Origin of the sequence: Pseudomonas marincola (assembly GCF_900682675.2) — a bacterium.
GTDB classification, from domain to species: domain Bacteria; phylum Pseudomonadota; class Gammaproteobacteria; order Pseudomonadales; family Pseudomonadaceae; genus Aquipseudomonas; species Aquipseudomonas marincola.
Genome location: NZ_LR215729.2, coordinates 1,246,468 through 1,270,207, shown reverse-complemented (window position 1 = coordinate 1,270,207; position 23,740 = coordinate 1,246,468). Strand labels below are relative to the sequence as shown.

General features: G+C 58.5%; 25 protein-coding genes. 9 read left to right on the top strand and 16 right to left on the bottom strand.

The features are described 5' to 3' along the window. The first annotated feature begins 9 nt into the window (after positions 1–9). Positions 10–333 carry a YkgJ family cysteine cluster protein gene (locus tag PMYSY11_RS05830; protein WP_090512912.1) on the top strand — a complete coding sequence of 108 codons (324 nt, stop codon included), beginning with the start codon at positions 10–12 and terminating at the stop codon, positions 331–333. 43 nt (positions 334–376) lie between these two features. On the opposite strand, the gene PMYSY11_RS05825 is transcribed toward PMYSY11_RS05830, so the two are convergent. Further along, positions 377–1,555, bottom strand: a complete 1,179-nt coding sequence (locus PMYSY11_RS05825) for a BamA/TamA family outer membrane protein (RefSeq protein WP_150548574.1) — start codon at positions 1,553–1,555, stop codon at positions 377–379. A gap of 284 nt (positions 1,556–1,839) precedes the next feature. After that, complete coding sequence (locus PMYSY11_RS05820) at positions 1,840–2,424, bottom strand: YajG family lipoprotein (RefSeq protein WP_069897785.1); 585 nt, start codon at positions 2,422–2,424, stop codon at positions 1,840–1,842. Positions 2,425–3,257: 833 nt separating this feature from the next. Between PMYSY11_RS05820 and mqo the strand changes: the two genes are divergently transcribed. Continuing rightward, positions 3,258–4,760, top strand: coding sequence for a malate dehydrogenase (quinone) (mqo, locus tag PMYSY11_RS05815; RefSeq protein ID WP_150548573.1), 1,503 nt, complete (start codon positions 3,258–3,260; stop codon positions 4,758–4,760). Between the two features lie 58 nt (positions 4,761–4,818). Here mqo and PMYSY11_RS05810 read toward each other — a convergent pair whose 3' ends face one another. From PMYSY11_RS05810 to PMYSY11_RS05800, 3 genes are all read right to left on the bottom strand, one after another. After that, on the bottom strand, positions 4,819–5,175 hold the full coding sequence (locus PMYSY11_RS05810) for a PilZ domain-containing protein (RefSeq protein ID WP_150548572.1): 357 nt from the start codon (positions 5,173–5,175) through the stop codon (positions 4,819–4,821). Positions 5,176–5,233: 58 nt separating this feature from the next. Then, positions 5,234–5,659 carry a DUF4124 domain-containing protein gene (locus PMYSY11_RS05805; protein ID WP_150548571.1) on the bottom strand — a complete coding sequence of 142 codons (426 nt, stop codon included), beginning with the start codon at positions 5,657–5,659 and terminating at the stop codon, positions 5,234–5,236. Between the two features lie 87 nt (positions 5,660–5,746). Then, entirely contained in the window at positions 5,747–6,112 is a 366-nt protein-coding gene (locus PMYSY11_RS05800; protein WP_069897789.1) for a tetratricopeptide repeat protein, read from the bottom strand. Positions 6,113–6,395: 283 nt separating this feature from the next. Here PMYSY11_RS05800 and pyk point away from each other — a divergent pair, with 283 nt between their 5' ends. After that, positions 6,396–7,847 carry a pyruvate kinase gene (gene pyk, locus PMYSY11_RS05795; protein WP_069897790.1) on the top strand — a complete coding sequence of 484 codons (1,452 nt, stop codon included), beginning with the start codon at positions 6,396–6,398 and terminating at the stop codon, positions 7,845–7,847. 72 nt (positions 7,848–7,919) lie between these two features. Here pyk and PMYSY11_RS05790 read toward each other — a convergent pair whose 3' ends face one another. From PMYSY11_RS05790 to PMYSY11_RS05780, 3 genes are read right to left on the bottom strand one after another with little or no spacing between them, the layout of a single operon-like run. Next, positions 7,920–8,693: an enoyl-CoA hydratase gene (locus PMYSY11_RS05790; RefSeq protein ID WP_150548570.1), complete on the bottom strand. Its 774-nt coding sequence runs from the start codon at positions 8,691–8,693 to the stop codon at positions 7,920–7,922. Positions 8,694–8,752: 59 nt separating this feature from the next. Next, positions 8,753–9,691: an iron-sulfur-binding ferredoxin reductase gene (locus PMYSY11_RS05785; RefSeq protein ID WP_150548569.1), complete on the bottom strand. Its 939-nt coding sequence runs from the start codon at positions 9,689–9,691 to the stop codon at positions 8,753–8,755. Continuing rightward, positions 9,684–10,805: a GGDEF domain-containing protein gene (locus PMYSY11_RS05780; protein ID WP_150548568.1), complete on the bottom strand. Its 1,122-nt coding sequence runs from the start codon at positions 10,803–10,805 to the stop codon at positions 9,684–9,686. The genes PMYSY11_RS05785 and PMYSY11_RS05780 overlap by 8 nt, the downstream gene beginning before the upstream one ends. A gap of 203 nt (positions 10,806–11,008) precedes the next feature. Between PMYSY11_RS05780 and PMYSY11_RS05775 the strand changes: the two genes are divergently transcribed. The 5 genes from PMYSY11_RS05775 (at position 11,009) to tcyN (ending at position 16,554) form a co-directional block, all read left to right on the top strand. Then, entirely contained in the window at positions 11,009–12,532 is a 1,524-nt protein-coding gene (locus PMYSY11_RS05775) for a fumarate hydratase (protein WP_069897794.1), read from the top strand. Positions 12,533–13,217: 685 nt separating this feature from the next. Beyond that, positions 13,218–14,213: a D-cysteine desulfhydrase gene (locus PMYSY11_RS05770; protein WP_150549658.1), complete on the top strand. Its 996-nt coding sequence runs from the start codon at positions 13,218–13,220 to the stop codon at positions 14,211–14,213. A gap of 105 nt (positions 14,214–14,318) precedes the next feature. After that, positions 14,319–15,116, top strand: coding sequence for a cystine ABC transporter substrate-binding protein (tcyJ, locus tag PMYSY11_RS05765; RefSeq protein ID WP_069897801.1), 798 nt, complete (start codon positions 14,319–14,321; stop codon positions 15,114–15,116). After that, positions 15,113–15,781 (top strand): cystine ABC transporter permease, encoded by a 669-nt coding sequence (gene tcyL / locus PMYSY11_RS05760; protein WP_069897802.1) that lies wholly within the window; start codon positions 15,113–15,115, stop codon positions 15,779–15,781. Before tcyJ ends, tcyL begins: the two co-directional genes overlap by 4 nt. Then, positions 15,781–16,554: an L-cystine ABC transporter ATP-binding protein TcyN gene (gene tcyN / locus PMYSY11_RS05755; RefSeq protein WP_150548566.1), complete on the top strand. Its 774-nt coding sequence runs from the start codon at positions 15,781–15,783 to the stop codon at positions 16,552–16,554. The genes tcyL and tcyN overlap by 1 nt, the downstream gene beginning before the upstream one ends. Before the next feature lie 83 nt (positions 16,555–16,637). On the opposite strand, the gene PMYSY11_RS05750 is transcribed toward tcyN, so the two are convergent. The 8 genes from PMYSY11_RS05750 to PMYSY11_RS05715 all read right to left on the bottom strand — a co-directional run bounded on the left by PMYSY11_RS05750 (position 16,638) and on the right by PMYSY11_RS05715 (position 22,818). After that, positions 16,638–16,946, bottom strand: a complete 309-nt coding sequence (locus tag PMYSY11_RS05750; protein ID WP_150548565.1) for a ribbon-helix-helix domain-containing protein — start codon at positions 16,944–16,946, stop codon at positions 16,638–16,640. Positions 16,947–16,974: 28 nt separating this feature from the next. Then, positions 16,975–17,556 carry a DJ-1/PfpI family protein gene (locus PMYSY11_RS05745; protein ID WP_069897805.1) on the bottom strand — a complete coding sequence of 194 codons (582 nt, stop codon included), beginning with the start codon at positions 17,554–17,556 and terminating at the stop codon, positions 16,975–16,977. Positions 17,557–17,660: 104 nt separating this feature from the next. Beyond that, complete coding sequence (locus tag PMYSY11_RS05740) at positions 17,661–18,818, bottom strand: phospholipase D-like domain-containing protein (protein ID WP_069897806.1); 1,158 nt, start codon at positions 18,816–18,818, stop codon at positions 17,661–17,663. Beyond that, the gene (locus PMYSY11_RS05735) at positions 18,818–19,396 is read right to left on the bottom strand and encodes a YceI family protein (protein WP_150548564.1); all 579 of its coding nucleotides are present in this window, start codon (positions 19,394–19,396) and stop codon (positions 18,818–18,820) included. The genes PMYSY11_RS05740 and PMYSY11_RS05735 overlap by 1 nt, the downstream gene beginning before the upstream one ends. Positions 19,397–19,498: 102 nt before the next feature. Next, on the bottom strand, positions 19,499–19,837 hold the full coding sequence (locus PMYSY11_RS05730) for an amidase (protein WP_150548563.1): 339 nt from the start codon (positions 19,835–19,837) through the stop codon (positions 19,499–19,501). Further along, a complete protein-coding gene (locus PMYSY11_RS05725) occupies positions 19,834–20,955 on the bottom strand; it encodes a serine hydrolase domain-containing protein (RefSeq protein WP_150548562.1) in 1,122 nt (373 codons plus the stop codon). The genes PMYSY11_RS05730 and PMYSY11_RS05725 overlap by 4 nt, the downstream gene beginning before the upstream one ends. Before the next feature lie 118 nt (positions 20,956–21,073). Then, positions 21,074–21,859, bottom strand: a complete 786-nt coding sequence (locus PMYSY11_RS05720; protein WP_150548561.1) for an oxygen-binding di-iron domain-containing protein — start codon at positions 21,857–21,859, stop codon at positions 21,074–21,076. A 77-nt stretch (positions 21,860–21,936) separates the two neighbouring features. Then, the gene (locus PMYSY11_RS05715; protein ID WP_150548560.1) at positions 21,937–22,818 is read right to left on the bottom strand and encodes an acyl-CoA dehydrogenase family protein; all 882 of its coding nucleotides are present in this window, start codon (positions 22,816–22,818) and stop codon (positions 21,937–21,939) included. 158 nt (positions 22,819–22,976) lie between these two features. On the opposite strand from PMYSY11_RS05715, the gene olsB reads away from it, so the two are divergent. Beyond that, the gene (olsB, locus tag PMYSY11_RS05710; RefSeq protein ID WP_069897812.1) at positions 22,977–23,723 is read left to right on the top strand and encodes an L-ornithine N(alpha)-acyltransferase; all 747 of its coding nucleotides are present in this window, start codon (positions 22,977–22,979) and stop codon (positions 23,721–23,723) included. The last annotated feature ends 17 nt before the right edge of the window (positions 23,724–23,740 follow it).

Below are 23,740 nucleotides of genomic sequence, written 5' to 3'. Positions count from 1 at the left end.
ACTGCGGGCATGACCGATGCCAAGCCCGACGCGAATATTCTCATTGCGCATGCCCAGCAGCCCGAAATTGCCTGCTCGAACTGCGCGGCCTGCTGCTGCCAGCTCGAAGTCATGTTGCTCACAGAAACCGGCGTGCCAGAGCGTTATATCGCTACCGATGAGTGGGGCGGTGAGGTCATGCTCAGACTCGACGACGGCTGGTGCGCAGCCCTTGATCGCGACAGCATGCGCTGCAGCATCTATGAGCGGCGCCCGCTTATCTGCCGCGAATTCGAGATGGGCTCACCCGAGTGCCAGGATGAACGACGCGGCATGAGCAGCATCTACCGCTAAGCGTGCGCTTGTCGCCCGCTTGCAGCAAAGCTGCATAGCAGGCTTACCAGGTTGATCCGGTCTGGATGTACAGCGCGGTATCTTCCGGGCCCCGCGCCACATCCACGCCCATGACCAGGCCGTAGCGCCGGGCAATCATGTAGCGGAATCCACCGCCGACTGTATTCACTTCCTCTGCATCAGAAAATTCGCTGAAATCATCGGCTGCACGTCCGGTTCCGGTGAAGAACCCCAGTTTCCAGCGCTGATTGATTTTGTAGTCCAACTGGATTTCCGCGACCCCAACCCGGGTACCTTGGTAGCGGGATTTCGGCACACCGCGCAGGTCGATGAAAGGCGGCACGTAAGGCGGCAGGTCGTCGCTTCCACGGGCGTTGACCCCATCCACCTGCACACGCAGCCCAAGGTTCCACTGATCGTTCAGCTCCCAATAGTTGAGGCCCGAAAGCTGGTAGCTGGAATAGTCGTAATCACTGCCAATGGCATCGTCGAAGACGGTGTAGTTACTGGAGTAGTAATAACCGTGCTGGGGATTGAACGGGTTGTCACGGCTGTCGTATTCAAGCACCAGGCCCAGGCCTGAGGTAGTGGCCGAGCGCACGCTGTTGCTTTCGATGTAATCTTGCACCGCCAGTGGCAGACGCGACAGATCGGGAGAGTTGGCCAGTTCGCCTTCCACTTTACGGTAAAGCTGGCGACCGCCGACAAACACATGCGTGTCTGGAAGCCGGTATTTGAGATCCTGAAACACCACCGGGCCGCGCAAATTGAGCTCAATCGGCTGACTCAAGTCGCCCGTTCGCGGCAGTGAGTAAAACTCCAGATTGGGCGATGCGTAGGCCAGCACGCCGCGGTAGCGCAGCGTGTCATCCAACCAGAAACCAAGATGCCCAATGGCGCCGGCCCACGTGCCATTCTCGGTGCCCATGCCGGCGACAATGCTGATGTTTTCAGGCAGCAAGGCTTTGTTTTGAGTGCGTTGTTTACGCTGCTCTTCAGACTCATGAAAGAACAGCGCCCCCAAGGCCAGCCCAGCGCCCACTGCGGGCTCGGTAATGATCCCCGGCACCGGCAGAAAACCGTGCGGTACTTCAGCCAGAAAGTTACTGGCATCGACTTGACCATCTTCAGGGTCAATAAACTTATCGCTTAAATCCGCGTTAGCGAATGTCGGCAGTGTCACAGTCAGAGTGACAAGCAAGGACTGCCACGTTTTCAACATAATCCAAAGGCTCTCGAACAGGGTCTGGCATTTAATGTAGCCCAACTGGCAGCCAGCGGTGATGCAATGCGGCCTCAAACCCAACTGCCGCATGGAGCTGTTCGATGCTTGGTTAATAACTCATGGCAGAACAATAAGCAGAGGCCAATTGATCAGGCAAAACCGCTTAACCCAACGGCGACCATCCCCTCTCTGCAAAAACAGGCGCCCATAAAAAATGCCAGACAAAACCGCTGCCTGGCATTCTCAAGTGTGCTGCGCTCATCGAGCGCAATCACGGGGCATTACTGGTTGAGCAACTGCCCAATCGCCGGATCCTTGAACGCGCGCGTCATGGCGTCGCTCAATACATCGCTGACCAACTGTGTGTTGGTATCTTGGTTGGGCGACATGCCGAATCGTTGATTCAGCGACGCGCCGTAACGACCGCTGAAGCGGCGGTTGCTGTTCTGCACATCGGCGCGAATGGTTGCGCTGATATTGGCTTCGGTCACATACAGCTCATCTTTTGGCGACTGATATTTAAGGTCAGTCAGGGTCAGCGTCAGCTGCGGGGCATTAACCGCATTGCTGGTAGGGGTAAAGCCCAACAGGCGCACAGCGGCTTCAGCTTCGGCCTGCATGCGCGGCACCAGCGCTTCACGGTTCACGCTGATGGCGCTGGTTTCCGGGTAGAGCCCGCCGCGCGTACCCAGCACTGGCGATGAGCGACCATCGGCAATTTTCACCACGACAGGCTGGCCATGGCCAACGGCGGTCAGTGATGAAGTCAGTTTAGGTTGAGGGGTGATTTGTTGAGGGCTGTGGGCACAACCAACCAGCGTAAGGCTGGCAACCGTAATCAGGCCAAACAGCAAGCGAGGCAACATGCTCATCTCTCCAATGACGTAGAACGCAAAAAGTGCGGCAAGTATACCCAGCGCGCAGACGCGCTAACAGCACTGCTAGTGAGACATATGTGCAGCAGCGCGGGTTCAATCAGGCTATTGGCAGCACGCGCCGTTGCTACTTTAGTCGCGGGACTATTTTCCCGAGTGGCCCGATGAATTGCCCTGCCAATAGCCACAGTCTCGGAAAAAACCTGTGTGCAAATATCGTCTGTGACATTAAAGCGCCACAACAGCTCGCTGAAAGCATCACGCTAGAGCCTTTCCCGCGCGAGCGCGGACAAATCGAACTATCGGGCTGACTGACCCTCAAAATAGCTAAGAGTGACCAGTCGTCGCTCATGCGCGCGCAGACTAAGTGTTGGTTGACTGACCATTGGCTGAATAAAAGTCACGTCGGGCGATCAATTTTGCTGCATTCGTCTTATAATCGCGCCCCGATTATAAGGACGCCTCCTGATCGGGCCTTGCTTTTCAGCCTTGCCCCAGAGAGTCGCCCACTTCGTAAAGCCTTTTGCACGAAGACCACCCTGCCCGTGTGCCACAACCCAGCAATGGCGGCACCTGCAGTGTAGGTCGAGGCCGGCTTACGAACTTTTGAGGTTCATGTCTCCAAAAGAGCATGAAAAAAAACGGTTTTAACAACTTCACAAGAGTGTGGCGAAAAAATGAACAACTTTGCGGCGGGTTTGCGCACGGTTATCACTTCACCGGTGTCGTCAGGAGAGTTCAGCGACCGCTGATGAACGCTTTGCAGCGTTGATTCACGCATGGCCACTGGCTGTCAATTGGGTGCTGATTTTGGAGAAGCGATAATGGCGCAGAATAATTACGATTCAGTAGACGTGTTGCTGGTTGGGGCCGGCATCATGAGCGCGACGTTAGCCGTGCTGCTGAAAGAACTCGATCCAGCAATCAAACTGGAAATCGTCGAGTTGATGACATCCGGAGCGATCGAAAGCTCCTTCCCGTGGAATAACGCAGGTACCGGCCACGCAGGCCTGTGCGAGCTGAACTACACCCCTGAAGGCGCGGACGGCTCAATCGACATCAAGAAGTCGGTAAGCATCAACACGCAGTTCGAAGAATCGAAGCAGTTCTGGGCCTATCTGGTCGAGAAAGGCGCATTCGGCTCACCCAAGGACTTCATCAATGCCGTACCGCACCTGAGCTTTGTGCGCGGTGAAGATGGCGTCGCGTTCCTCAAGAACCGCTTCAACGCACTGACTGCGCACCACGCATTCAGCGAAATGGAGTACACCGAAGACCGCGCCACCATGGCTGAGTGGATGCCGCTGATGATGCCGGGACGCGATCCCAACGAGCGCATTGCAGCTACCCGCGTCATGGCCGGTACCGACGTAAACTTTGGCGCACTGACTCAGAAGCTGCTCCAGCACCTGAACAATCAGCCGGACGCCAGCGTCAAGTGCAACCAGAAAGTGGTCGGTCTGGAGCGTAACGCTCAGGGCTGGCGCGTGACGGTGAAGAACCCAACCAACGGCAACAGCCGCCAGATTCAGGCCAAGTTTGTATTCCTCGGCGCGGGCGGTGGTGCCCTGCCGTTGCTGCAAATGTCCGGCATCGAGGAAGGCAAAGGCTTCGGCGGCTTCCCGGTGAGCGGCCAGTGGCTGCGTTGCGACAACCCGGAAATCGTCAAGCAGCACCAGGCCAAGGTTTACAGCCAGGCTGAAGTGGGCTCGCCGCCGATGTCGGTTCCGCACCTGGACACACGCGTCGTCGATGGCAAGAAATCCCTGCTGTTCGGACCGTACGCCGGTTTCTCCACCAAGTTCCTGCGTCACGGCTCCTTGATGGACCTGCCGTTGTCGGTTCGTCCGAACAACATCGGACCGATGCTGGCCGTTGCGCGCGACAACTTCGACCTGACCCGCTACCTGATCAAGGAAGTGATGCAGTCCGAAGAGAAGCGCCTGCAAACCCTGCGTGGCTTCTACCCGGAACTGGACCCGAAAGACTGGCGCCTGGAGATGGCCGGCCAGCGTGTGCAGATCATCAAGAAAGATCCGAAGCGTGGCGGCATTCTGCAGTTCGGCACTGAGCTGGTTGCAGCGCATGACGGCTCTATTGCCGCACTGCTGGGCGCATCGCCTGGTGCGTCGGTGACTGTATCGATCATGCTCGACCTGATCCGTCGCTGCTTCCCGGAGCGCGCTCAGTCTGCCGAGTGGACCAGCAAGCTGGCCGAGATGTTCCCGGCTATGGGCGACGTGCTGGCCAAGGACGCTGAAGTATATCGTCAGGTACAGGAGCGCTCCGATGCGCTGCTGCAACTCAGCGAGCCCGCAATGGCCTGAGGCTGTTGTGATTAGAAAAACCGCCTGCGGGCGGTTTTTTTATGCCCGCGCTATGGCCTCAGACCGAGGTGGCGGTGTGCCGGAAACTGAAGTAGCGACGCAAAGCGCAGATCATCTCGACATATTCGGCGGGCGGCGCCACCAGAGCGAAGCCCGAGTCGAAGCTGCCGGGCGTGACATCTTCACGGCACCATTGGCAGGTGGCGGTGATGTCGATGAAGCGCTGCGCAGGATGGCCGGGAATTTTCAAACGCATCTCGAAACGCGCACCCACCAGCAACGGCAGCTCGCTGATCAGCATCATGCCATCGAGCGACACATTGCCAATGAAACCCATCGGCTTATCGGTATTGCGGTTGTAGACCTTGAGATAGGAAGGTAGCTGCAGCCGACTGATATGACGTTGATTAGGCATAGTGGCAAATCGCTATATTGAAATCTGAGTATAACTGCCTGCGCCGGCATTTGCAGACCTAGCTGCAATTTTTGCCGATTTCACTGCGCAAATGCTGCCGCGCCGCATCCATTTCCTGATCCGAATAATAACTGCGCTCGCCATCAGCGTCTGGCCGATAGTAACGATAACCTTCGGGCATCTGCTCCAACTGCTTGCGGAGTTTTGTGCAGGTCTGCTCGGTCTTGGCCCGGCGCTCTGCTGTAGCAGCAGCGGCTTGGGCCTGCTCATCGCGGCGGGCATCGTAAAATCGCTCGGTGCGGGCCTGACGCTCACGTGTGGCTTGATCACGCTCGACCACTTGCGGCTTGACCTCGACTCGCTGCGCGCCAGCACCATTTGGCCGCTGCTCGAAATGCACCTGCCCGGACGCATCAGTCCAGCGGTAGATCTCGGCGCTGGCCAGTGCTGGCAACAGCAGTACACACAGCAATAGCCGCATCAAACTTCTCCATGGATAAGCACACAAGCATACCCCTGAATGGCCAACACGCCAGTTGCTCAGCGGTAAAGCAACAAGCCCGGGTGGGGCCTAGCGCGAGCCCAGAAGTGGCTTCTCGGTGGGCACATGGCCAAGCTGGCGCAAGGTTTCCAGACGCGCACGCGCACGAAAAGCGTATTCGCTGGTTGGATAAGTGCTGATGATGAAATGATAGGTTTGCGCCGCATCCACAAATAGTCGCTGGCGCTCAAGGCACTGGCCGCGCAACAGCGATATTTCCGGCTGCAGATAGCGCCGCGATCGGCTGGTGCGCTCGGCCTTGGACAACTCCAGCAAGGCAGTCTCGCAATTGCCGCGATCATAGGCGCGGTAGGCGCTGTCTATATGATGGTCCAATGACCAGCGGGTGCAGCCGGATACGCCCGCCAGCACCAGCATGATGATCAATGCACGCATTACAACTCTCCTCGATAATTCCGCCTCAATACTCAGGCAAGCCTGAACCGTTGAGTGCACATGCTGATGCTATCGGCCGCCGGTTAAAATTCTTCACCGCCAATACGCGCATCACGCATTGCTTTAACGCTAGAGCAAAAGCGTCATTCATGCTTTGGCACCCGCCGCACGGCGGCCACTTGCACAAATACAAGCCGACAGCGCTAAGGTAGTGCAGATGAACAATGACTACAGCGTTTTGCCGTAGTAGCCTCGCCACCAGTTGTATATCAGGAGCCTGAGCATGACCGTACGTCGCACCAAAATCGTCGCCACCCTTGGCCCAGCGAGTAACTCACCGGAGATGCTCGAACAACTGATCATGGCCGGCCTCGATGTTGCCCGCTTGAACTTCTCCCACGGCACCCCGGACGAGCACAAGGCTCGCGCCAAGCTGGTACGTGAAATTGCCGCCAAACACGGCCGTCACGTTGCGCTGCTGGGTGACTTGCAGGGCCCGAAAATTCGTATCGCCAAGTTCAGCAACAAGCGCATCGAACTGGCAATCGGTGATCACTTCACCTTCTCAACCAGCCATCCGCTGACTGATGGCAACCAGCAAATCGTGGGCATCGATTATCCGGACCTGGTCAAGGATTGCGGCGTCGGCGACGAGTTGCTGCTCGATGACGGCCGCGTCGTCATGCGCGTGATCAGCGCCACAGCCGATGCGCTCAATTGCGAAGTGACTGTCGGCGGCCCGCTCTCCGACCACAAAGGCATCAACCGCCGTGGCGGTGGCCTGACAGCGCCAGCACTGACCGACAAAGACAAGGCCGATATCAAACTGGCGGCCGAAATGGAGCTGGACTATCTCGCGGTGTCGTTCCCGCGTGATGCAGCAGACATGGAATACGCCCGCCAACTGCGTGACGAGTCCGGCGGTACTGCCTGGCTGGTGGCGAAAATCGAACGCGCCGAAGCGGTCGCCGACGACGCCACACTGGACGGCCTGATTCGCGCCAGCGACGCGGTGATGGTTGCCCGTGGCGACCTCGGTGTTGAAATCGGCGACGCCGAACTGGTGGGCATTCAGAAGAAGATCATTCAGCACGCCCGCACGCACAACAAGGCGGTTATCACTGCAACGCAGATGATGGAGTCGATGATTCAAAACCCGATGCCAACCCGCGCCGAAGTGTCGGACGTTGCCAACGCGGTACTCGACTACACCGACGCCGTGATGCTTTCGGCCGAAAGTGCGGCCGGCGCCTACCCGCTCGAAGCGGTTCAGGCGATGGCGCGGATTTGCATCGGTGCCGAGAAGCACCCGACCAGCAAGAAGTCGAGCCACCGCATGGGCGAGACGTTCACCCGATGTGACGAGAGCATTGCGCTGGCGGCCATGTACACCGCGAATCATTTCCCGGGCGTCAAAGCGATTATTGCCCTGACTGAAAGTGGCTACACGCCGCTGATCATGTCGCGCATTCGCTCATCGGTGCCGATTTTCGCCTTCTCGCCGCATCGCGAAACTCAGGCCCGTGCGGCCTTGTTCCGAGGTGTCTACACCGTACCGTTTGACGCAGCAGCATTGTCACCGGAGCTGGTTAGCCAGGCGGCGGTGGACGAGTTGCTTCAACGCGGCGTGGTGCAGGCTGGCGACTGGGTCATCCTGACCAAGGGCGACAGCTACCACACGATTGGCGGCACCAACGGCATGAAGATTCTGCATGTCGGTGATCCACTGGTATAAGCCAGACCGGGTTCACTTGCAGGCGCCACACCGGCCCTGCAAGTGAACAGGCTTTACCCGAAAAACGCCTGATTAACTGAATTGAGAGAAATCAGGCTGTCTGCGCTGCATGAATGCTGTCATTGCCTCACGCGCTTCCGGCGAGTGCAGGCGCTTGCAGAACAACGCCCCTTCTTCTTCGATCACCTCGCGCAATTTCTGCCGATCCGGTGAACGCATCAATCGCTTGCTGTCCGCCAGTGCCGACGGCGGTAGCTGGACAAAACGCATGGCCATTTCCAACGCCTTGGCATGAGTCGCCTGACTGTCTTCCAACGCCTGATTGGCAATGCCCCACTGCGCGGCCTGCGCGCCACTGAAGCTTTCACCCAGTAACAGCAGCTCTGCAGCTTTTGCATGGCCCAACATCTGCGGCAGGATCAGGCTCGAGCCGAACTCGGGACACAGGCCGAGATTGACGAAAGGCATGCGCAGCAGCGCGTCGCGCTGGGTATACACCAGATCGCAATGCAGTAGCAGGGTTGTGCCAATGCCCACGGCAGGCCCGCATACAGCTGCGACAACCGGCTTGCTGAACTCAAAGAGCGCAAGCATGAAATGGAACACGTTACTGCTCATGTCACGCGGCGGGTTTTGCAGGAAATCGGCAACGTCATTGCCGCTGGTAAAACAGTCATCGCCGCCGGTAATCAATACCGCGCGCACTGAACTGTCGGCATCGGCGCTGCGCAGGGCTTCGGCGAGCTGGCCGTACATGGCGTTGGTCAGGGAGTTTTTCTTTTCGGGGCGGTTGAGGCGCAAGGTAACCAACCCGGCGTTACGCTCCACCTGCACATGATCATTCATCACTCACATCTCGCTATTATTGTTCAAGGGCGATGCATGCCTCGCCCCGAAAGTGGCTTTCAGCGCGCGTGAGGCACAAATAAATCGGTAAACACCTGGTTGCGGGGTACGCCGGCCAGATACAAGCGCCGGGCGAAGCTCTCAACCTGCTCAGGATGACCGCAGAGTAAAGCCTGAGTTTGCCGGGAAACAAGCCGTAGACCGGCCAAAGCCGCTGGCAACTCGGCCGCCGTCACGCAACTCACGTGCAGCTGTGGATGGGCGTTGGCCAATGTTTTTAACGACTCGGCCAAGTAGTGCTGCCCGGCTGAGGCGAGATGCAGCAAGCGTATTTCAGCCTGATGGTTTTGCCGCAAGGCTTCGCGCAACACCCCAGAAAGCGGCGCCAAGCCGGTGCCGGATGCCAACAACCACAGCGGCTTGGCTTGCCAGTCCGGGTCGTAATGCAAGGCTCCACCGCGCAGCTCACCCAAAGCCACACTGTCGCCCGGCTGTAATTGACGGGCAAGCGAGGTGAAAGCGCCCTGCTCCGGACAATCGATGTGAAACTCCAGCCACGGATCTTCATCCGGCAAACTGGCCAGCGAATACGGCCGGGCAATTTGCTGATTTATCCACAGCAGCAGATGCTGGCCGGGCTCATAACTGAAAGGTCGCGCTGGTGTTAAGCGCAGGCGCAAGACGCGACTGCTCAACCAGTCGCAGCTGTGCACCGTGGCCGGGCGCGCATCGTTAAGCGGGTTGAACAGTTCGATCTGCACATCGCCCTGCACCTGACATTGGCAAGCCAGACGCCAGCCTTGCTGTCGGCGCTGGGCATCCAGTGCATCAGGCTTGGCATCGGCCAACTCGCCGCTCACGCAGTGCACCATACAGGTATGACAACTGCCGGCCCGGCAACTGTAAGGCACGCGAATATCGGCACTGAGCAAGGCATCAAGCAGATTGGTTGCGGGCGCCACAGTCAGCAGTTGGTCGCCCACCCGAAGGTCAGGCATCTGCATCTTCCCAAGCCGCCGAACAGCGATTGCGGCCATCGCGCTTGGCTTGGTACAGCGCCTGATCGGCGCGGTGCAGGGCGTCATCCAGATCGTCGTGTGCAGTTAGCAACGTCATGCCAACCGAAAGGCTCAGATTATTGATTTTCACACCCACGGGTTCGGCGTTACTGAAGGCTTCACGCAGGCGCTCACAACACGCGGTGAACTGATCTGCGTCGGTATTAGGCAACAGTAAAACAAATTCCTCGCCACCGTAACGGGCAATGATGTCGCCTTCACGCAAACACGACTGCGCGACGCCGGCAAATGTTTGTAGAACCCGGTCGCCAGCGGCGTGCCCATGGGCGTCGTTGATGCGTTTGAAGTAATCGAGGTCAATCAACGCCAGGCCATGCTGGCGGCCGTGACGCAGGAACTTCAACTCACGCGTGGCCAGCCGGATAAAGTTGCGCCGGTTACACAGCCCGGTGAGTTCATCGGTTGCAACCAGATCTTCAAGCTGGCGCATCATGCCGCGCAATGTGTCCTGATGCGCCTGCAACGCAACCCGGCGCTGGCGCATACGCTGACGCATGGACTGCAGATAGCTGGCAAACAAACCCAACCAGAGCAAGACCACAGTGAGTGTGGCAACTTGCAGGATGGCCTGACTGACACTGCCAAGGGTGAAGTTGTAGGCCTGATACAGATTCAGGGCAATAAAACCGAACAGCGCATAGAGCGTGCAACGCCAGAACACCGCTGAGCGCAACTGGAACACACCGAAGAGCAAAATCAGTGCATAGAACACCAAGAAAGTGCCACGTTCATCAGTAGAAATTGCCAGCAGGGCATGCTGGCAGGTGATCCCGAAGAGAACCTGCGCTTCGGTCAGACTGGGGTCATCAAAATACTGATTGCGCTCGCTGATAAACAGCCAGAAAAACACAACCTGCCCGGCCAGCACGCAACCTAAGAGAATGAATAAGGCCGGTAGAGATGCGGTCACCAGATCGGTGAGGTAAGCCACAGTGCACAAGAAAGCTATCAGACAATAGGTTGCAGCCGCCATGCTGAATCGCCGCAGCAACAGCCTCTGCAATGACTTTGACGGTGCTTCCAAGTCACTCATTATTAGAATTCCATGCACTAGTGGCAAATCGCCGCTACTGTAGCCTGATCTTGACTATGTTGTCAGCCAAGCGTAGCCAAATAATTAGTTAGCTGTTAGCCATCAATCGCACGCGCTATAATGCCTCCCCTTTTTTTACGCCTAATGCGTCGATTTCTTCCGGCGCGTCCATAAGTTCCTGCCCAATCAAAGGAGCGCCAAGCATGACCGTGATCAAGCAAGACGACCTGATTCAGAGCGTTGCCGACGCACTGCAGTTCATCTCCTATTACCATCCGACAGACTTCATTCAGGCTATGCATGAAGCATACCTGCGCGAAGAATCCCCGGCGGCCCGTGATTCGATGGCGCAGATTCTGATCAACTCGCGCATGTGTGCCACAGGGCACCGCCCGATCTGTCAGGACACCGGGATCGTCACCGTGTTTGTCCGCGTGGGCATGAATGTTCGTTGGGACGACGCCACCATGGGCGTTGAAGACATGATCAACGAAGGTGTTCGCCGCGCCTACAACCTGCCAGAGAACGTGCTGCGTGCATCGATCCTCGCCGACCCGGCTGGCGCACGTAAAAACACCCGCGACAACACCCCGGCAGTGATCCACTTCTCGATCGTCCCTGGCGACAAAGTTGAAGTTGATGTCGCAGCCAAAGGCGGCGGCTCTGAGAACAAGTCGAAGATGGCCATGCTCAACCCGTCCGACTCGATCGTCGACTGGGTGCTGAAAACAGTTCCGACCATGGGCGCAGGCTGGTGTCCGCCGGGCATGCTCGGCATTGGTATCGGCGGTACTGCCGAAAAGGCCGCCGTCATGGCCAAGGAAGTGTTGATGGAGTCCATCGACATCCACGAACTCAAGGCCCGCGGCCCGCAGAACCGCATCGAAGAGCTGCGTCTTGAGCTGTTCGAGAAGGTCAACCAACTGGGCATCGGCGCTCAAGGTCTGGGCGGTCTCACCACCGTTCTCGACGTCAAGATCATGGATTACCCGACGCACGCAGCGTCCTTGCCGGTGTGCATGATCCCGAACTGCGCAGCCACCCGTCACGCTCACTTCGTGCTCGACGGCAGCGGCCCGGCCGAACTGGAAGCGCCGTCGCTGGACGCCTACCCGGAAATCGTCTGGGAAGCGGGCCCAAGCGCACGCCGTGTTGACCTCGACACGCTGACCCCGGAAGACGTACAGAGCTGGAAGCCGGGCGAGACCATTCTGCTCAACGGCAAGATGCTCACCGGTCGCGATGCGGCGCACAAGCGTATGGTCGAAATGCTCAACAAGGGCGAGCAACTGCCGGTCGACCTTAAAGGTCGCTTCATTTACTACGTCGGCCCGGTTGATCCGGTAGGCGACGAAGTGGTTGGCCCGGCTGGCCCGACTACCGCAACGCGGATGGACAAGTTCACCCGTCAGATCCTTGAGCAAACCGGCCTGCTGGGCATGATTGGTAAATCCGAGCGCGGCCCGATTGCTATCGAAGCGATCAAGGACCACAAAGCGGTTTACCTCATGGCAGTCGGCGGCGCGGCGTATCTGGTGGCTCAGGCCATCAAGAAGTCGAAAGTCCTGGCATTTGAAGAAATGGGTATGGAAGCCATCTACGAATTCGAAGTTAAAGACATGCCGGTTACGGTGGCGGTCGATACTTCGGGTGAGTCGGTGCACATCACCGGCCCGGCCATCTGGAACAAGAAAATCGCCGACAGCCTGGCGGTAGAAGTTCAGTAAGCCTGAGTCACTGCTTTGTATTCGGCGCAGCTCATCCCTGCGCCGTCAGCGACACCACGAAAGCCCGGCCCCGTGCCGGGCTTTCGCGCTTCTGAGCAACAGCGCCAAGCCTTTTTCCAACCCATCAACTCGCAAGGTTCACGGGCCGCACTGAGCAGCCGTGACCAGAGTGTCACCTGCCGCCAATTGCTCAAGCGTGTCGGCGAGCACAGCAAACGCGTGCGGACATTCGCGGACAAAACGCGTTGCACTGGCACTTGATAACGGCTTAGACTGGTCCTTGTGGGACTTGGCTGCGCTCAATGCAGGCTTGGTTTACATCCCGCTCCCCAGTTTCTTCTCGGCGGCGCAACACAGAGCTCATGCTCGAAAGCGCCGCCGCAGACAGCTACATCGGCAAGGACGCTGACCCTATTCAATCACTCGGTTTAACCCTGTGCGCCTGACATTGCCCTTCGCCAAATTGGCGAATCGTGCGCAATGAATTCGGGCACCTAAAACCCGCTGCACCTCTGGCCTGCCCGGCAACCCGTTCGGGCAGCCGCACCTGCATCCGAAACGCAGGCCCCGGCCTGTCATAATAATGGCCCACGCCAACTCAATATCTCACGATCCAACAGCAATCCTTTGCGCAGACCGGTCTTGGGCTAGAGTTGAATCTTTAAACCTGCACAGAATTCTGATGATGCTCAGCACTTCCCTTTCGAAATTCACGCGCCTGCCATTGGTTAACACCCCAACACCACTGGAGAAACTCGAACGCCTTTCGAGCCAGCTGGGCACCGATGTCTGGGTTAAACGCGACGACATCACGCCGTTCGCCCTGGGTGGCAACAAGGTTCGCAAACTCGAGTTTTTGGCAGCCGATGCCTTGGCACAAAACGCCGATACGCTGGTAACGGCGGGTGCGATCCAGTCCAATCACGTTCGCCAAACCGCCGCCATCGCAGCACGCCTCGGCCTCAAATGCCTGGCGCTGCTGGAGAACCCGATTGCCAGCAGCGACCGCAACTATCAGAGCAACGGCAACCGTCTGTTGCTCGACCTGTTTACCTGTGAAGTTGAACACGTCGCTAACCTCGACAACGCCGATGAGCAACTGCAAGAGGCCGCCGATCGCTTGCGCGCGAACGGACGCAAACCCTACATCGTGCCGATTGGCGGCTCCAACGCGCTCGGCGCACTGGGCTACGTCCGCGCCGGGCTTGAGCTTGCCGAGCAGATCAAACTCACCGGCGAGCAGTTCTCAGCCGTGGTTCTGGCCTCGGGTTCGGCCGGCACGCACAGCGGCCTGGCGCTCGCACTCGAATACGCTTTGCCCGGTACTCGCGTGGTTGGAGTCACCGTTTCACGCACCGACGCTGCGCAGCGCCCCAAGGTTGAAGGTTTGCTGCAACGCACGGCAGAACTGCTGAATATCGCCGTGCCGGATGCCCTGCAAATTGAACTTTGGGATGGCTATTTCGCTCCACGTTATGGCGAGCCCAATGCAGCTACACTGCAAGCAATCAGTTTGCTGGCTGCCACCGAAGGACTGCTACTGGACCCGGTTTACACCGGCAAAGCCTTCGCCGGTTTGCTTGACGGCATTGCCAACCAACAGTTTGCAACAGGGCCAGTGCTGTTTCTTCACACCGGAGGCTCGCCGGCCTTGTTCGCGTATCACCCTGCCGCAGGTTGATAACGGCTATTAATCCCGTTCATTGGTCGTATGGGCGACTTCTGATTATTTTGTACCACCCCTCGCAGCCAAGCTGCGGGCACACCAGCCTAAGCGAGTGACACTATGAAGCTAGCTACTTTGCGTCGCCATTTCCTGATCACCAGCCTGGGCCTGATTCTCGGCTCCAGCATGATCAGCAGCACCTATGCCGCCGAACTGCTTGAGCACATCAAGAGCACGGGGAAAATCCAGATTGGCCTTGAGGGCACTTACCCGCCGTTCAACTTTCAGGATGCGGATGGCAAACTGACCGGCTTCGAAGTGGACTTCGCCAAAGCGCTTGCGGCCAAGCTTGGCGTTGAAGCTGCGTTTCAACCGACCAAGTGGGATGGCATTCTCGCCGCCCTCGAATCCAAACGTCTGGATGTGGTGATCAATCAGGTGACCATCACCGACGAGCGCAAGAAGAAATATGATTTCTCGACGCCCTACACCGTATCCGGCATTCAGGCACTGACACGTAAAGGTGAGGCCGACAGTATCAAGCAACCCGCTGATCTGGCCGGCAAGCGCGTCGGCGTGGGTCTGGGCACCGCTTACGAGACCTGGCTGAAAGAGAATGTGCCGCAAGCCGACATCAAAACCTACGACGATGACCCGACCAAATTCCAGGACCTGATGGTTGGCCGTCTGGATGTGATTCTGGTGGATCGTCTGGCAGCCTTCGAAATGGTTGAAAAAACCTCGGGCAAGATGGCCGTGGCTGGTGAACCGTTCTCACGTCAGGAGTCTGCAGTTGCCATGCGCAAGGGCGACCCGGAACTGCTCGCCGCGATCGACAAGGCCATGGCCGAAATGCGCGCAGACGGCAGCCTCAAGGCTATTTCCGAAAAATGGTTCAAGTCTGACGTCACCCAATGATCGAAGAAAGCCTACAGCTTGCGATGGACTCGGCGCCTTACCTGCTCAAGGGCGCCATGTACACGGTTGTCCTGAGTATTGGCGGGATGTTCTTTGGATTGCTGCTGGGTTTCATGTTCGCCTTGATGCGCCTCTCGCGCTTCAAGGTGCTGAACTGGCTCTCGCGCATCTACGTCTCGTTCTTTCGCGGCACGCCTTTGCTGGTGCAACTGTTCATCATCTACTACGGGTTGCCGCAGGTCGGTATCCAGCTGAGCCCGCTGCTTTCGGCACTGGTCGGCTTCTCGCTGAACATGGCCGCCTACACTTCGGAAATTCTCCGCGCCGCGATCTCCTCGATCGACCGTGGCCAATGGGAGGCAGCAGCCAGTATCGGCATGAACCGGATGCAGACACTGCGCCGCTCGATTCTGCCGCAAGCAATGCGCACCGCTCTGCCGCCGCTGGGCAACAGCTTTATCTCGCTGGTTAAAGACACGGCGCTGGCCGCGACTATTCAGGTGCCAGAGCTGTTTCGTCAGGCGCAGCTGATTACGGCGCGCACCTACGAGATCTTCACCATGTACCTGGCTGCGGCATTTATTTACTGGATTCTGGCGACTTTACTGTCGCACTTTCAGAGCCGCCTTGAGGCGCGCGTCAACCGACACGAGCAGGACTCCTGATGATTTCCGTGCGTAACCTGACCAAACAATTCAATGGCCAAACCGTACTCAAGGGCATCGATCTTGAGGTGAAGGCCGGTGAAATTGTCGCCATCATCGGCCCCAGCGGTTCGGGCAAAACCACCCTGCTGCGTTGCCTCAATCTGCTTGAAACCCCGGACGGTGGCACCATCAAGGTCGGCGACATCGAAATCGACAGCAGCAAGCCGCTGGGCAAGCAGCAAAGCAAGATTCGTAAACTGCGCCAGCACGTCGGTTTTGTGTTCCAGAACTTCAATCTGTTCCCCCACCGCACTGCGCTGGAAAACGTGATTGAAGGGCCGCTGATCGTCAAGAAGGAACCGCTGGCAACCGTGACTGAGCGCGCCATTGCCCTGCTTGCCAAAGTGGGTCTGGCGGGTAAGGAAAACGCCTACCCGAAGCGTTTGTCCGGCGGCCAGCAACAGCGCGTCGCCATTGCCCGGGCGTTGGCGATGCAGCCAGATGTGATCCTGTTTGACGAGCCGACCTCGGCGCTCGACCCGGAACTCGTCGGCGAAGTGCTCTCAACGATTCGGGCATTGGCGCAGGAGCAGCGAACCATGGTGATTGTCACCCACGAGATGAGCTTTGCCCGTGATGTTGCCAATCGGGCAATCTTTATCGACAAGGGTGTCATCGTCGAACAGGGCGATGCCAAGAGCCTGTTTGGCGCGCCCAAGGAAGAGCGCACGCGCCAGTTCCTCAGCAAGTTCATCAGCGATGGCGCACCGCAAAATTCCGCGGACTTCTGATGCCTGCCTGAACAACGCGCAGAAAAAGACCGGCCTCAGCCGGTCTTTTTTATAACGCTGCAAAACTTCCGCCCGCTCAACGCTTATGCATTGGCCCGCGCCTGCACCACGCTCAGGCCAGTGGTGGGCGCACGCCGCTGCGCCAGATAACGGCTGCAACTGACGCGCAGGAACGAGGCAAAATTAACCACTTCGCCACGGTAATCCATAACCTCCTCATACAGCTTGGTGATCAGCTGATTGGTGGTCATGCCGTCAATTTCAGCGATTTCGCGCAGAATGTCCCAGAACTGGTTTTCCAGGCGCAAAGTGGTGACCACGCCGCAAATACGCAACGAGCGCGAGCGCGACTCGTACAGAATCGGGTCGGCCTTAACGTACAGCTCACACATAAATCACCTCAGCGTCTGCGGTTTCTGGTTACAGCTTGATTTCGGTGCCAAGCAATTGCAAGAAGCCAGCGAGCCATTTCGGATGCGCAGGCCAAGCTGGCGCCGACGCCAGATTACCCTCGACATGCGCCTCATCGGCGGCAATGTCGATGAACTCGCCACCGGCCAGACGTACTTCTGGCGCACAGGCCGGGTACGCACTGCACGCACGCCCTTCAAGCACACCTGCAGCCGCGAGCAATTGCGCGCCGTGGCACACAGCCGCAATCGGCTTGCCCGCAGCAGCCAAAGCCTTGACCAGCGCCAGCACATCCGCATTCAACCGCAGGTACTCGGGCGAGCGGCCACCGGGAACCACCAGCGCGTCGTAGTCTTCGGCCTTGACCTTGGCAAAGTCGAAGTTGAGCACGAAGTTGTGGCCAGGCTTTTCGCTGTAGGTCTGGTCACCTTCAAAGTCGTGGATGGCGGTGCGCACGAACTGGCCACTGGTTTTATCCGGGCAAACAGCGTGTACGGTGTGGCCGACCATCTGCAGCGCCTGAAAAGGCACCATCACTTCGTAGTCTTCTACGTAGTCACCGACCAGCATCAGAATCTTTTTCGCAGCCATGGTTTTCTCCTCACAGGGGTTGGGTTTAGAGAAGTATTGCCCCGCTAAAGCGTAGCCGGGTAATAGCCCGCGACTACGTTACACGGCGCAATTGAACATGCCGTTTAGCGGCGCCTGTCGAGCAGATTGACCACAACCCGGTCGAGCCAGCCCCACAACCGCTGCTGCAGGCGGCTCCACCATGGGCGTTGTTGCCAGAGTTCGTGGGTCACTTGCAGGCTCTGGCTGAAATCGTCGATGAAACATTGTTCGACCTGCTGAGTAAGCCGCGAATCGAGGGCCTCCAGATTGGCATCCAGATTGAAGCGCATATTCCAGTGGTCGAAGTTGCAAGAACCGAGGCTGACCCATTGATCGACCAGCACCATTTTCAGGTGCAAAAAGCGTGGCTGGTACTCGAATATCTTGATCCCGGAGCGCAGCAGACGCGGGTAATAACGCTGGCCGGCGTAGCGTACCGAGGGATGATCGGTGTTGCGCCCGCTCAACAGCAGGCGCACGTCTATGCCCCGCGAGGCAGCTTTACGCAGCGCCCGGCGCACCTTCCAGGTTGGCAGAAAATACGGCGTGGCCAGCCACACCCGCTGCTCGGCATTGCTCACCGCGCGGACCAGTGCCTGCAGAATATCGCGATGCTGGCGTGCATCGGCGTAAGCCACACGGCCATGGCCATCACCCGACTCGGGCGGTATTGGCGGTTGTTTGATGCGTTTGCTGGGCCGCAGCATCCAGCTCAGTTTGGCCACGCTGGCTCGCCACTGATGCTCAAACAGAGATTGCCAGTCCGCCACCAATGGGCCACTGATTTCGACCATCACTTCATGCCACGGGCTCTGCGCGTCATCCGGCACCCAGAACTCGTCGGTAGCGCCCGTGCCGCCGGTGAAGGCAACGTTGGCGTCGACCAGCAATAGCTTGCGGTGGTCACGATAAAAGTTACGGATACCGTGACGCCAGCGCAGCGGGTTGTAGCAGCGTATCTGCACGCCACAATCGCTCAAGCGCTTGCGTTCATTGGCATGCAATGCCTGCGCGCCGTAATCGTCGAACAGACAGCGCACCTGCACCCCGCGTTGAGCGGCCGCACACAGGCTGGCAACCAGCAACTCGACGCAGCGCCCGCTCTCGATCAGGTACAACTCAAGTTCCACTTGCTGCTGCGCGGCATCGATTGCCGCGATCATGCGCGGAAAAAATTGCGGGCCATCGTTGAGCAGGTTGAACCGGTTAGCGCTGCGCCAGCCAAATACTGTACCGGGCATCAGCGTTGACTGAAGATCAGGACAACACTGACCGGCACCGCCGGGCTTATCGACTTCAATCCGGCCGCGTTGCGCAAGGCCTCAAGCCCCGGCGACAAGGCAAAGTCATCAATATTGAGAATCAGCGGGCTCAGCGTCACGGCCTGGAAACGGTGGTAGTCCAGCCGGGTAATCAACAACTCGGCGCTGTACTGCTGCTGTTTGCCGTGCAGATTGATCTGCATGGGCTGCTGGATTTCCAGCTGCGCACCCGGCGCCAGCGTGGCCAGTTGGTCAAGGTCGATTTGCGCCTCGATGGTCGCTTCGGGATATTTATCTATCTCGAACAGCATCGAGCGCATGCGCTCATCGCGCAAAGGAATGCCGCTGGCAATCGACTCCAGTTCGACACGCATCTGCACCTTGCCTTGCTTATCGACGTTACCGTGCAGCTTGAGAAAGCGCTGAGGCTCGGCAACGCTTTGGTTCTTGGTCGAGACGAACGCGATCCGCGAAGACTCGTTATCCAGATACCAGTTGGCGTGAGCGGGTAAGGCAACACTGCAGGCAAGCAGCAGTAAAACACGTAGCAGTTGCATAAATATCCCTTGGGCATGGCACTCCAAGCCTCAAGATAGCCGCCTGCGTGCCCGTTGCAAAGTCACTTGAGCTTAGCCCTGCAATGTTAACGCCGTGAAATATTAACTGTCGGGTGTAGCAGCGGGTTGCGCGAGCAATTGGCAACCTTGACGCTGGCCCTGCCATTGCGCTGTTTGAGTGCTGCCCAGCCCGCGTGCAGTCACGCGCTTGCTGGCCTGATCATCAAGCAGTTCGCTCAGCGGAATGTACTGTTTGATGTAGCCTTCGCAGTAGTTCGGCGGATTATTCATCACATAGCGGCACGAGCAATATTCCTTGGCCGAGTAGGCCCCGATAATGCTCGGAAACGCTTGCAGATCAGCGCGATTAGTCCAGCCCCAGCCAAGCGCGATAAGCACCAGCACAGCCAAAATCGACAACCATGGATGACGACGGATCATGGTTTGACTCCTGGCCCAAAGGCGGCGGTGACACGTTTAAGCAACTCGTTGTGTTTGAAACTGCCATCGCGGTCATCGCCATAGCGCACCACGACCAACTTTTCCTCTGGCATCACATACATCCCCTGCCCCCAGTGGCCGAGCGCGGCAAAGGTATCGTCTGGTGCGTCCGGCCACGGCTTGCTGCCGGTTGGCGCGGCGCTGTTGAGCCACCACTGGGCACCAGGCACGGCGCCATCGGGCTTTTCAGCGTCGGCTTGATAACCGGCAAACGGCGTCAGGTTGAAAGTTACCCAGGCATCGGGCAGCAATTGCTGATCATGCCAACGTCCGCGGCGCTCCATCAGCAAGCCGACACGGGCCAGATCGCGGGCCGTCATGTAGGCATAGGAAGAACCCACGAAGGTGCCTGATGTATCTGTTTCCCAAACGGCCGAGGTGATTCCCAGCGGCTCGAACAGCGCCGTCCACGGGTAATCGGCATAGGCTTTGACGCCGACGATATTTTTCAGCGCCGCCGCGAGAATATTGCTGTCGCCACTGGAATAACGAAAGCGCTGGCCCGGCTCGGCATCCGCCGGGGTTTGCGCGGCGAACGCGGCCATGTCGGTTCGCCCACGGGTGTACAACATGCCGACCACCGAGGATTTCAGCGGCGCGTATTCATAGCCTTCCTGCCAGGCAAGGCCGGAGGCCCAGTTGAACAGATGGCCCATCTTGATTCCCGGGTGCTCAGCCATTGGCGCGTAATAAGCGGCAACGGGCGCATCTAACTTGAAACGCCCTTCGCCATAGGCAACCCCGAGCACGCTGGCCATCAGACTTTTGCTCATCGACCAGGTCAGGTGCGGCGTGGTGGCGGTAGTTGGCCCGGCGTAACGCTCGTAAATAATCTGACCATCGCGGATCACCAGCAACGCATCGGTGCGCACACCTTTGCGGGCCTCATCATCGCGCACCGGAAAGGCGTAGTCTTCCAGCGCGGTAATGGCCGCGCTGGTGCTGGCGGGCGCTGCGCTCCAATGCGGATCAGGCCAGCGCTCAGCGGCCAACACAGCACTGCAGGGCAATGCCAAGGCCAGGGCAAGAGTCAGTCGCGGGAAAAGCGGGATACGCATGGCAGCAGCTCGGCAGCAAGGGAAGCTGCACCCTAGCACGGGAAATATGACCCTCAATAGCGCGATATATACCGTGAATGCGGCTTATTTGGCGCGATAGGTCAAGGTTGTTACTGGGTTAACGCGGCAAGCGAAAATCGTCTGGCCCCATCAGATCCAATCCACACTCCAGCGTCTCGACCCAATCGAGGAACGCAGTGATCATTTCTGGCCCAACGAACGGGCGGCCATGTTGCGGCACGATCATCGCCACATCCATCTCGCGCACCATCGCCGCCCACAGCCGGCACACCTTGTTGCTGGCCATATAGCGCTGATGGAAGCCGCGCATGTGTGAGATGTGGCTGGCGAAGTCGCTCACCGGCGTTGCGTCATCCACCAGCGATGCGCCCATGTCGCCGGAAAACAGGATTTTGCTGACCGGGTCGTACAACTGAAAGTTGCCAACCGAATGCAGAAAGTGCGCGGGCACAGCCTTGAGCTGGCATTTGCCGAGGTTGAAACTCAGGCCGCGATCCGGCAGCGCGAGAATCCGGTCGTAGGTCGAGATACCGTGATTGATGGCCAGATAATTGGCCGTCAGGTGCGGCAGAAAGCGCGCCCACAATTTGGAGCAGATGACCTTGGCCCGCGTGTGCAGCAGCCATTTGTCCAGCGACGAGATGATGTCCGGGTCCTGATGCGAGGCAAAAATGTAAGTCAGGTCCTGCACCGGAATGAACCGCGACAACCCCAGCGACAGCGGGGTGTAAGTCAGATCGCCGCCGGGGTCGAGCAGCAGGTATTGGTCGTTGTCGATAATCAGGAACTGATTGGACTGCACGCCCTCGCCGCTCACCAAATCGTCGAACATCAGGCAGCTATGCCCGTCTTTCTCGAACAGCACTATCGGCTCACGGCGCATGATTTTTATTCCTGCAAAATCGCGCGACTCTAGCGAGTCCGACCCATGCGACTACTGATCTGGATCAACCCCGCGAGCTAGAGCGAGGCGAGCGCCTTGTGCAAACGCTGAGCGCGCGCCGAATTTGCGACATTCATCACAGTTTTGTCGCGACTCCATAGCGTCGCCCACTCAGCCGGTCCCGCTGCCAGTGCAGCGTCGATCTCGACCTGCAATGCATCGAACTGTGCGAACAGGCCCGCCAGCAGCACGTGCGTAGCGGCACTCGAAGCGCACAACCGCGATACCTCGCTGCAACCCGCCAGCAATGCCAGCAAACGCAACTGCAAGGGCTGCGGCCAGTCGCAAGTCTGGCCCACGCCATACAGCCAGGCACTCATGGCGCTGAGCACATGCAGGTCTTCGATGGTGCGAAACGGCTTGGCGTAATCGCTCCAGCCATCACCGGCCAGGCGCTCGCAAGGGGCGCTTTCCAGCTGCACCCGGGCATGGCTGACATCCGGCATGAACGGTAGCGCCGGCAGTTGTTCCAGACGCACGCCGGGCCCGCTGGTTTGCACCACGACCAGCGCCACGCGGGGCGCGTCTTCATCCGGTCCTTCCTCACGCGCCACCACCAACAGCCAGTCGGCAGCATCGCCAGCGGTGACAAAGTCTTTGCGACCATTGACGTGCAACCACGACAAACGCGATTGCATGTCGGCCGGGCGCAGACTTTTGTTTTCAGTCACGCACAAGGCGCCAAGTGTCCACGGTGCAGATGGCCAGAGTGCGCGCAACGCCGCCTGGTAACCGGCCAGAAAAGCCAAGCCCGGAGTGGCTGCCGCTCGCCCGCCAAGAATCGCCAGAGCCAGCGGTGACGGCTGCTGCAGCCGTTCAAGCAAGGCGCCATACCACTGATCGAGCGACGGATAAGCAGGGAGCCGTGGCTGATGACTCAACAATTCTTGCCAGCACATAAACAACCTCCGAAAACCATTTGGGCCGATGTCACACAAGCATCATGAATTGTTCATGGTGGTGACACTCGCAGTTTCTAGCCTGAGCTTGCCCAACAAGAATGATCGAATGCAAGACGTAGTCAGCACTTGCCCGAATCGGCTAACGGAGAAAGACCATGATCCAACAAGCAGCCAACACCAGTGCACGTCGTTTGCAGGCCGAACGTCTGAGCGGCCCTGCGGCTTTGCAAGAGGCGCAAGCCCTGCGCTATCGGGTTTTCAGTGCTGAATTTGACGCCAAGCTCAAAGGTGCCGAGTTGGGCCTGGACATGGACGACTACGACATTCACTGCAAACACATCGGTGTGCGCGACCTCAATACCGGCGAATTGGTCGCCACCACCCGCCTGCTCGACCATCAGGCTGCCGCCGGTTTGGGCCGTTTCTACAGCGAAGAAGAATTCAGCCTGCACGGTCTGGTTCACCTGCAAGGGCCGGTACTGGAAATTGGCCGCACCTGCGTCGCATTGGGTTATCGCAACGGCGGCACGATTGCGGTGCTCTGGAGCGAGTTGGCAGAAATCCTCAATGAGGGCGCTTACAGCTACCTGATGGGCTGCGCCAGCATTCCCATGCAGGACGGCGGCGTGCAGGCCCACGCAATCATGCAGCGTCTGCGCGAACGTTATCTGTGCAACGAACACCTGCGCGCCGAGCCCAAGCAGCCGCTGCCGGCGCTGAGCGTGCCCGCCAACGTGATTGCTGAAATGCCGCCCCTGCTCAAGGCGTATATGCGTCTGGGCGCAAAAATCTGCGGCGAGCCGTGCTGGGACAAGGAGTTCCAAGTTGCCGATGTGTTCATCCTGCTCAAGCGTGATGACCTCTGCCCACGCTACGCCCGCCACTTCAAGGCCGCGGTGTAATCGCGTCAGGCAAGCCG

Excerpts from the sequence above, each read along its gene's own strand:
- PMYSY11_RS05830 (WP_090512912.1), top strand. The coding sequence starts at position 10 with ATGACCGATGCCAAGCCCGACGCGAATATTCTCATTGCGCATGCCCAG.
- PMYSY11_RS05825 (WP_150548574.1), bottom strand. The coding sequence starts at position 1,555 with ATGTTGAAAACGTGGCAGTCCTTGCTTGTCACTCTGACTGTGACACTG.
- PMYSY11_RS05820 (WP_069897785.1), bottom strand. The coding sequence starts at position 2,424 with ATGTTGCCTCGCTTGCTGTTTGGCCTGATTACGGTTGCCAGCCTTACG.
- mqo (WP_150548573.1), top strand. The coding sequence starts at position 3,258 with ATGGCGCAGAATAATTACGATTCAGTAGACGTGTTGCTGGTTGGGGCC.
- PMYSY11_RS05810 (WP_150548572.1), bottom strand. The coding sequence starts at position 5,175 with ATGCCTAATCAACGTCATATCAGTCGGCTGCAGCTACCTTCCTATCTC.
- PMYSY11_RS05800 (WP_069897789.1), bottom strand. The coding sequence starts at position 6,112 with ATGCGTGCATTGATCATCATGCTGGTGCTGGCGGGCGTATCCGGCTGC.
- pyk (WP_069897790.1), top strand. The coding sequence starts at position 6,396 with ATGACCGTACGTCGCACCAAAATCGTCGCCACCCTTGGCCCAGCGAGT.
- PMYSY11_RS05790 (WP_150548570.1), bottom strand. The coding sequence starts at position 8,693 with ATGAATGATCATGTGCAGGTGGAGCGTAACGCCGGGTTGGTTACCTTG.
- PMYSY11_RS05785 (WP_150548569.1), bottom strand. The coding sequence starts at position 9,691 with ATGCCTGACCTTCGGGTGGGCGACCAACTGCTGACTGTGGCGCCCGCA.
- PMYSY11_RS05780 (WP_150548568.1), bottom strand. The coding sequence starts at position 10,805 with ATGAGTGACTTGGAAGCACCGTCAAAGTCATTGCAGAGGCTGTTGCTG.
- PMYSY11_RS05775 (WP_069897794.1), top strand. The coding sequence starts at position 11,009 with ATGACCGTGATCAAGCAAGACGACCTGATTCAGAGCGTTGCCGACGCA.
- PMYSY11_RS05770 (WP_150549658.1), top strand. The coding sequence starts at position 13,218 with ATGCTCAGCACTTCCCTTTCGAAATTCACGCGCCTGCCATTGGTTAAC.
- tcyJ (WP_069897801.1), top strand. The coding sequence starts at position 14,319 with ATGAAGCTAGCTACTTTGCGTCGCCATTTCCTGATCACCAGCCTGGGC.
- tcyL (WP_069897802.1), top strand. The coding sequence starts at position 15,113 with ATGATCGAAGAAAGCCTACAGCTTGCGATGGACTCGGCGCCTTACCTG.
- tcyN (WP_150548566.1), top strand. The coding sequence starts at position 15,781 with ATGATTTCCGTGCGTAACCTGACCAAACAATTCAATGGCCAAACCGTA.
- PMYSY11_RS05750 (WP_150548565.1), bottom strand. The coding sequence starts at position 16,946 with ATGTGTGAGCTGTACGTTAAGGCCGACCCGATTCTGTACGAGTCGCGC.
- PMYSY11_RS05745 (WP_069897805.1), bottom strand. The coding sequence starts at position 17,556 with ATGGCTGCGAAAAAGATTCTGATGCTGGTCGGTGACTACGTAGAAGAC.
- PMYSY11_RS05740 (WP_069897806.1), bottom strand. The coding sequence starts at position 18,818 with ATGCCCGGTACAGTATTTGGCTGGCGCAGCGCTAACCGGTTCAACCTG.
- PMYSY11_RS05735 (WP_150548564.1), bottom strand. The coding sequence starts at position 19,396 with ATGCAACTGCTACGTGTTTTACTGCTGCTTGCCTGCAGTGTTGCCTTA.
- PMYSY11_RS05730 (WP_150548563.1), bottom strand. The coding sequence starts at position 19,837 with ATGATCCGTCGTCATCCATGGTTGTCGATTTTGGCTGTGCTGGTGCTT.
- PMYSY11_RS05725 (WP_150548562.1), bottom strand. The coding sequence starts at position 20,955 with ATGCGTATCCCGCTTTTCCCGCGACTGACTCTTGCCCTGGCCTTGGCA.
- PMYSY11_RS05720 (WP_150548561.1), bottom strand. The coding sequence starts at position 21,859 with ATGCGCCGTGAGCCGATAGTGCTGTTCGAGAAAGACGGGCATAGCTGC.
- PMYSY11_RS05715 (WP_150548560.1), bottom strand. The coding sequence starts at position 22,818 with ATGTGCTGGCAAGAATTGTTGAGTCATCAGCCACGGCTCCCTGCTTAT.
- olsB (WP_069897812.1), top strand. The coding sequence starts at position 22,977 with ATGATCCAACAAGCAGCCAACACCAGTGCACGTCGTTTGCAGGCCGAA.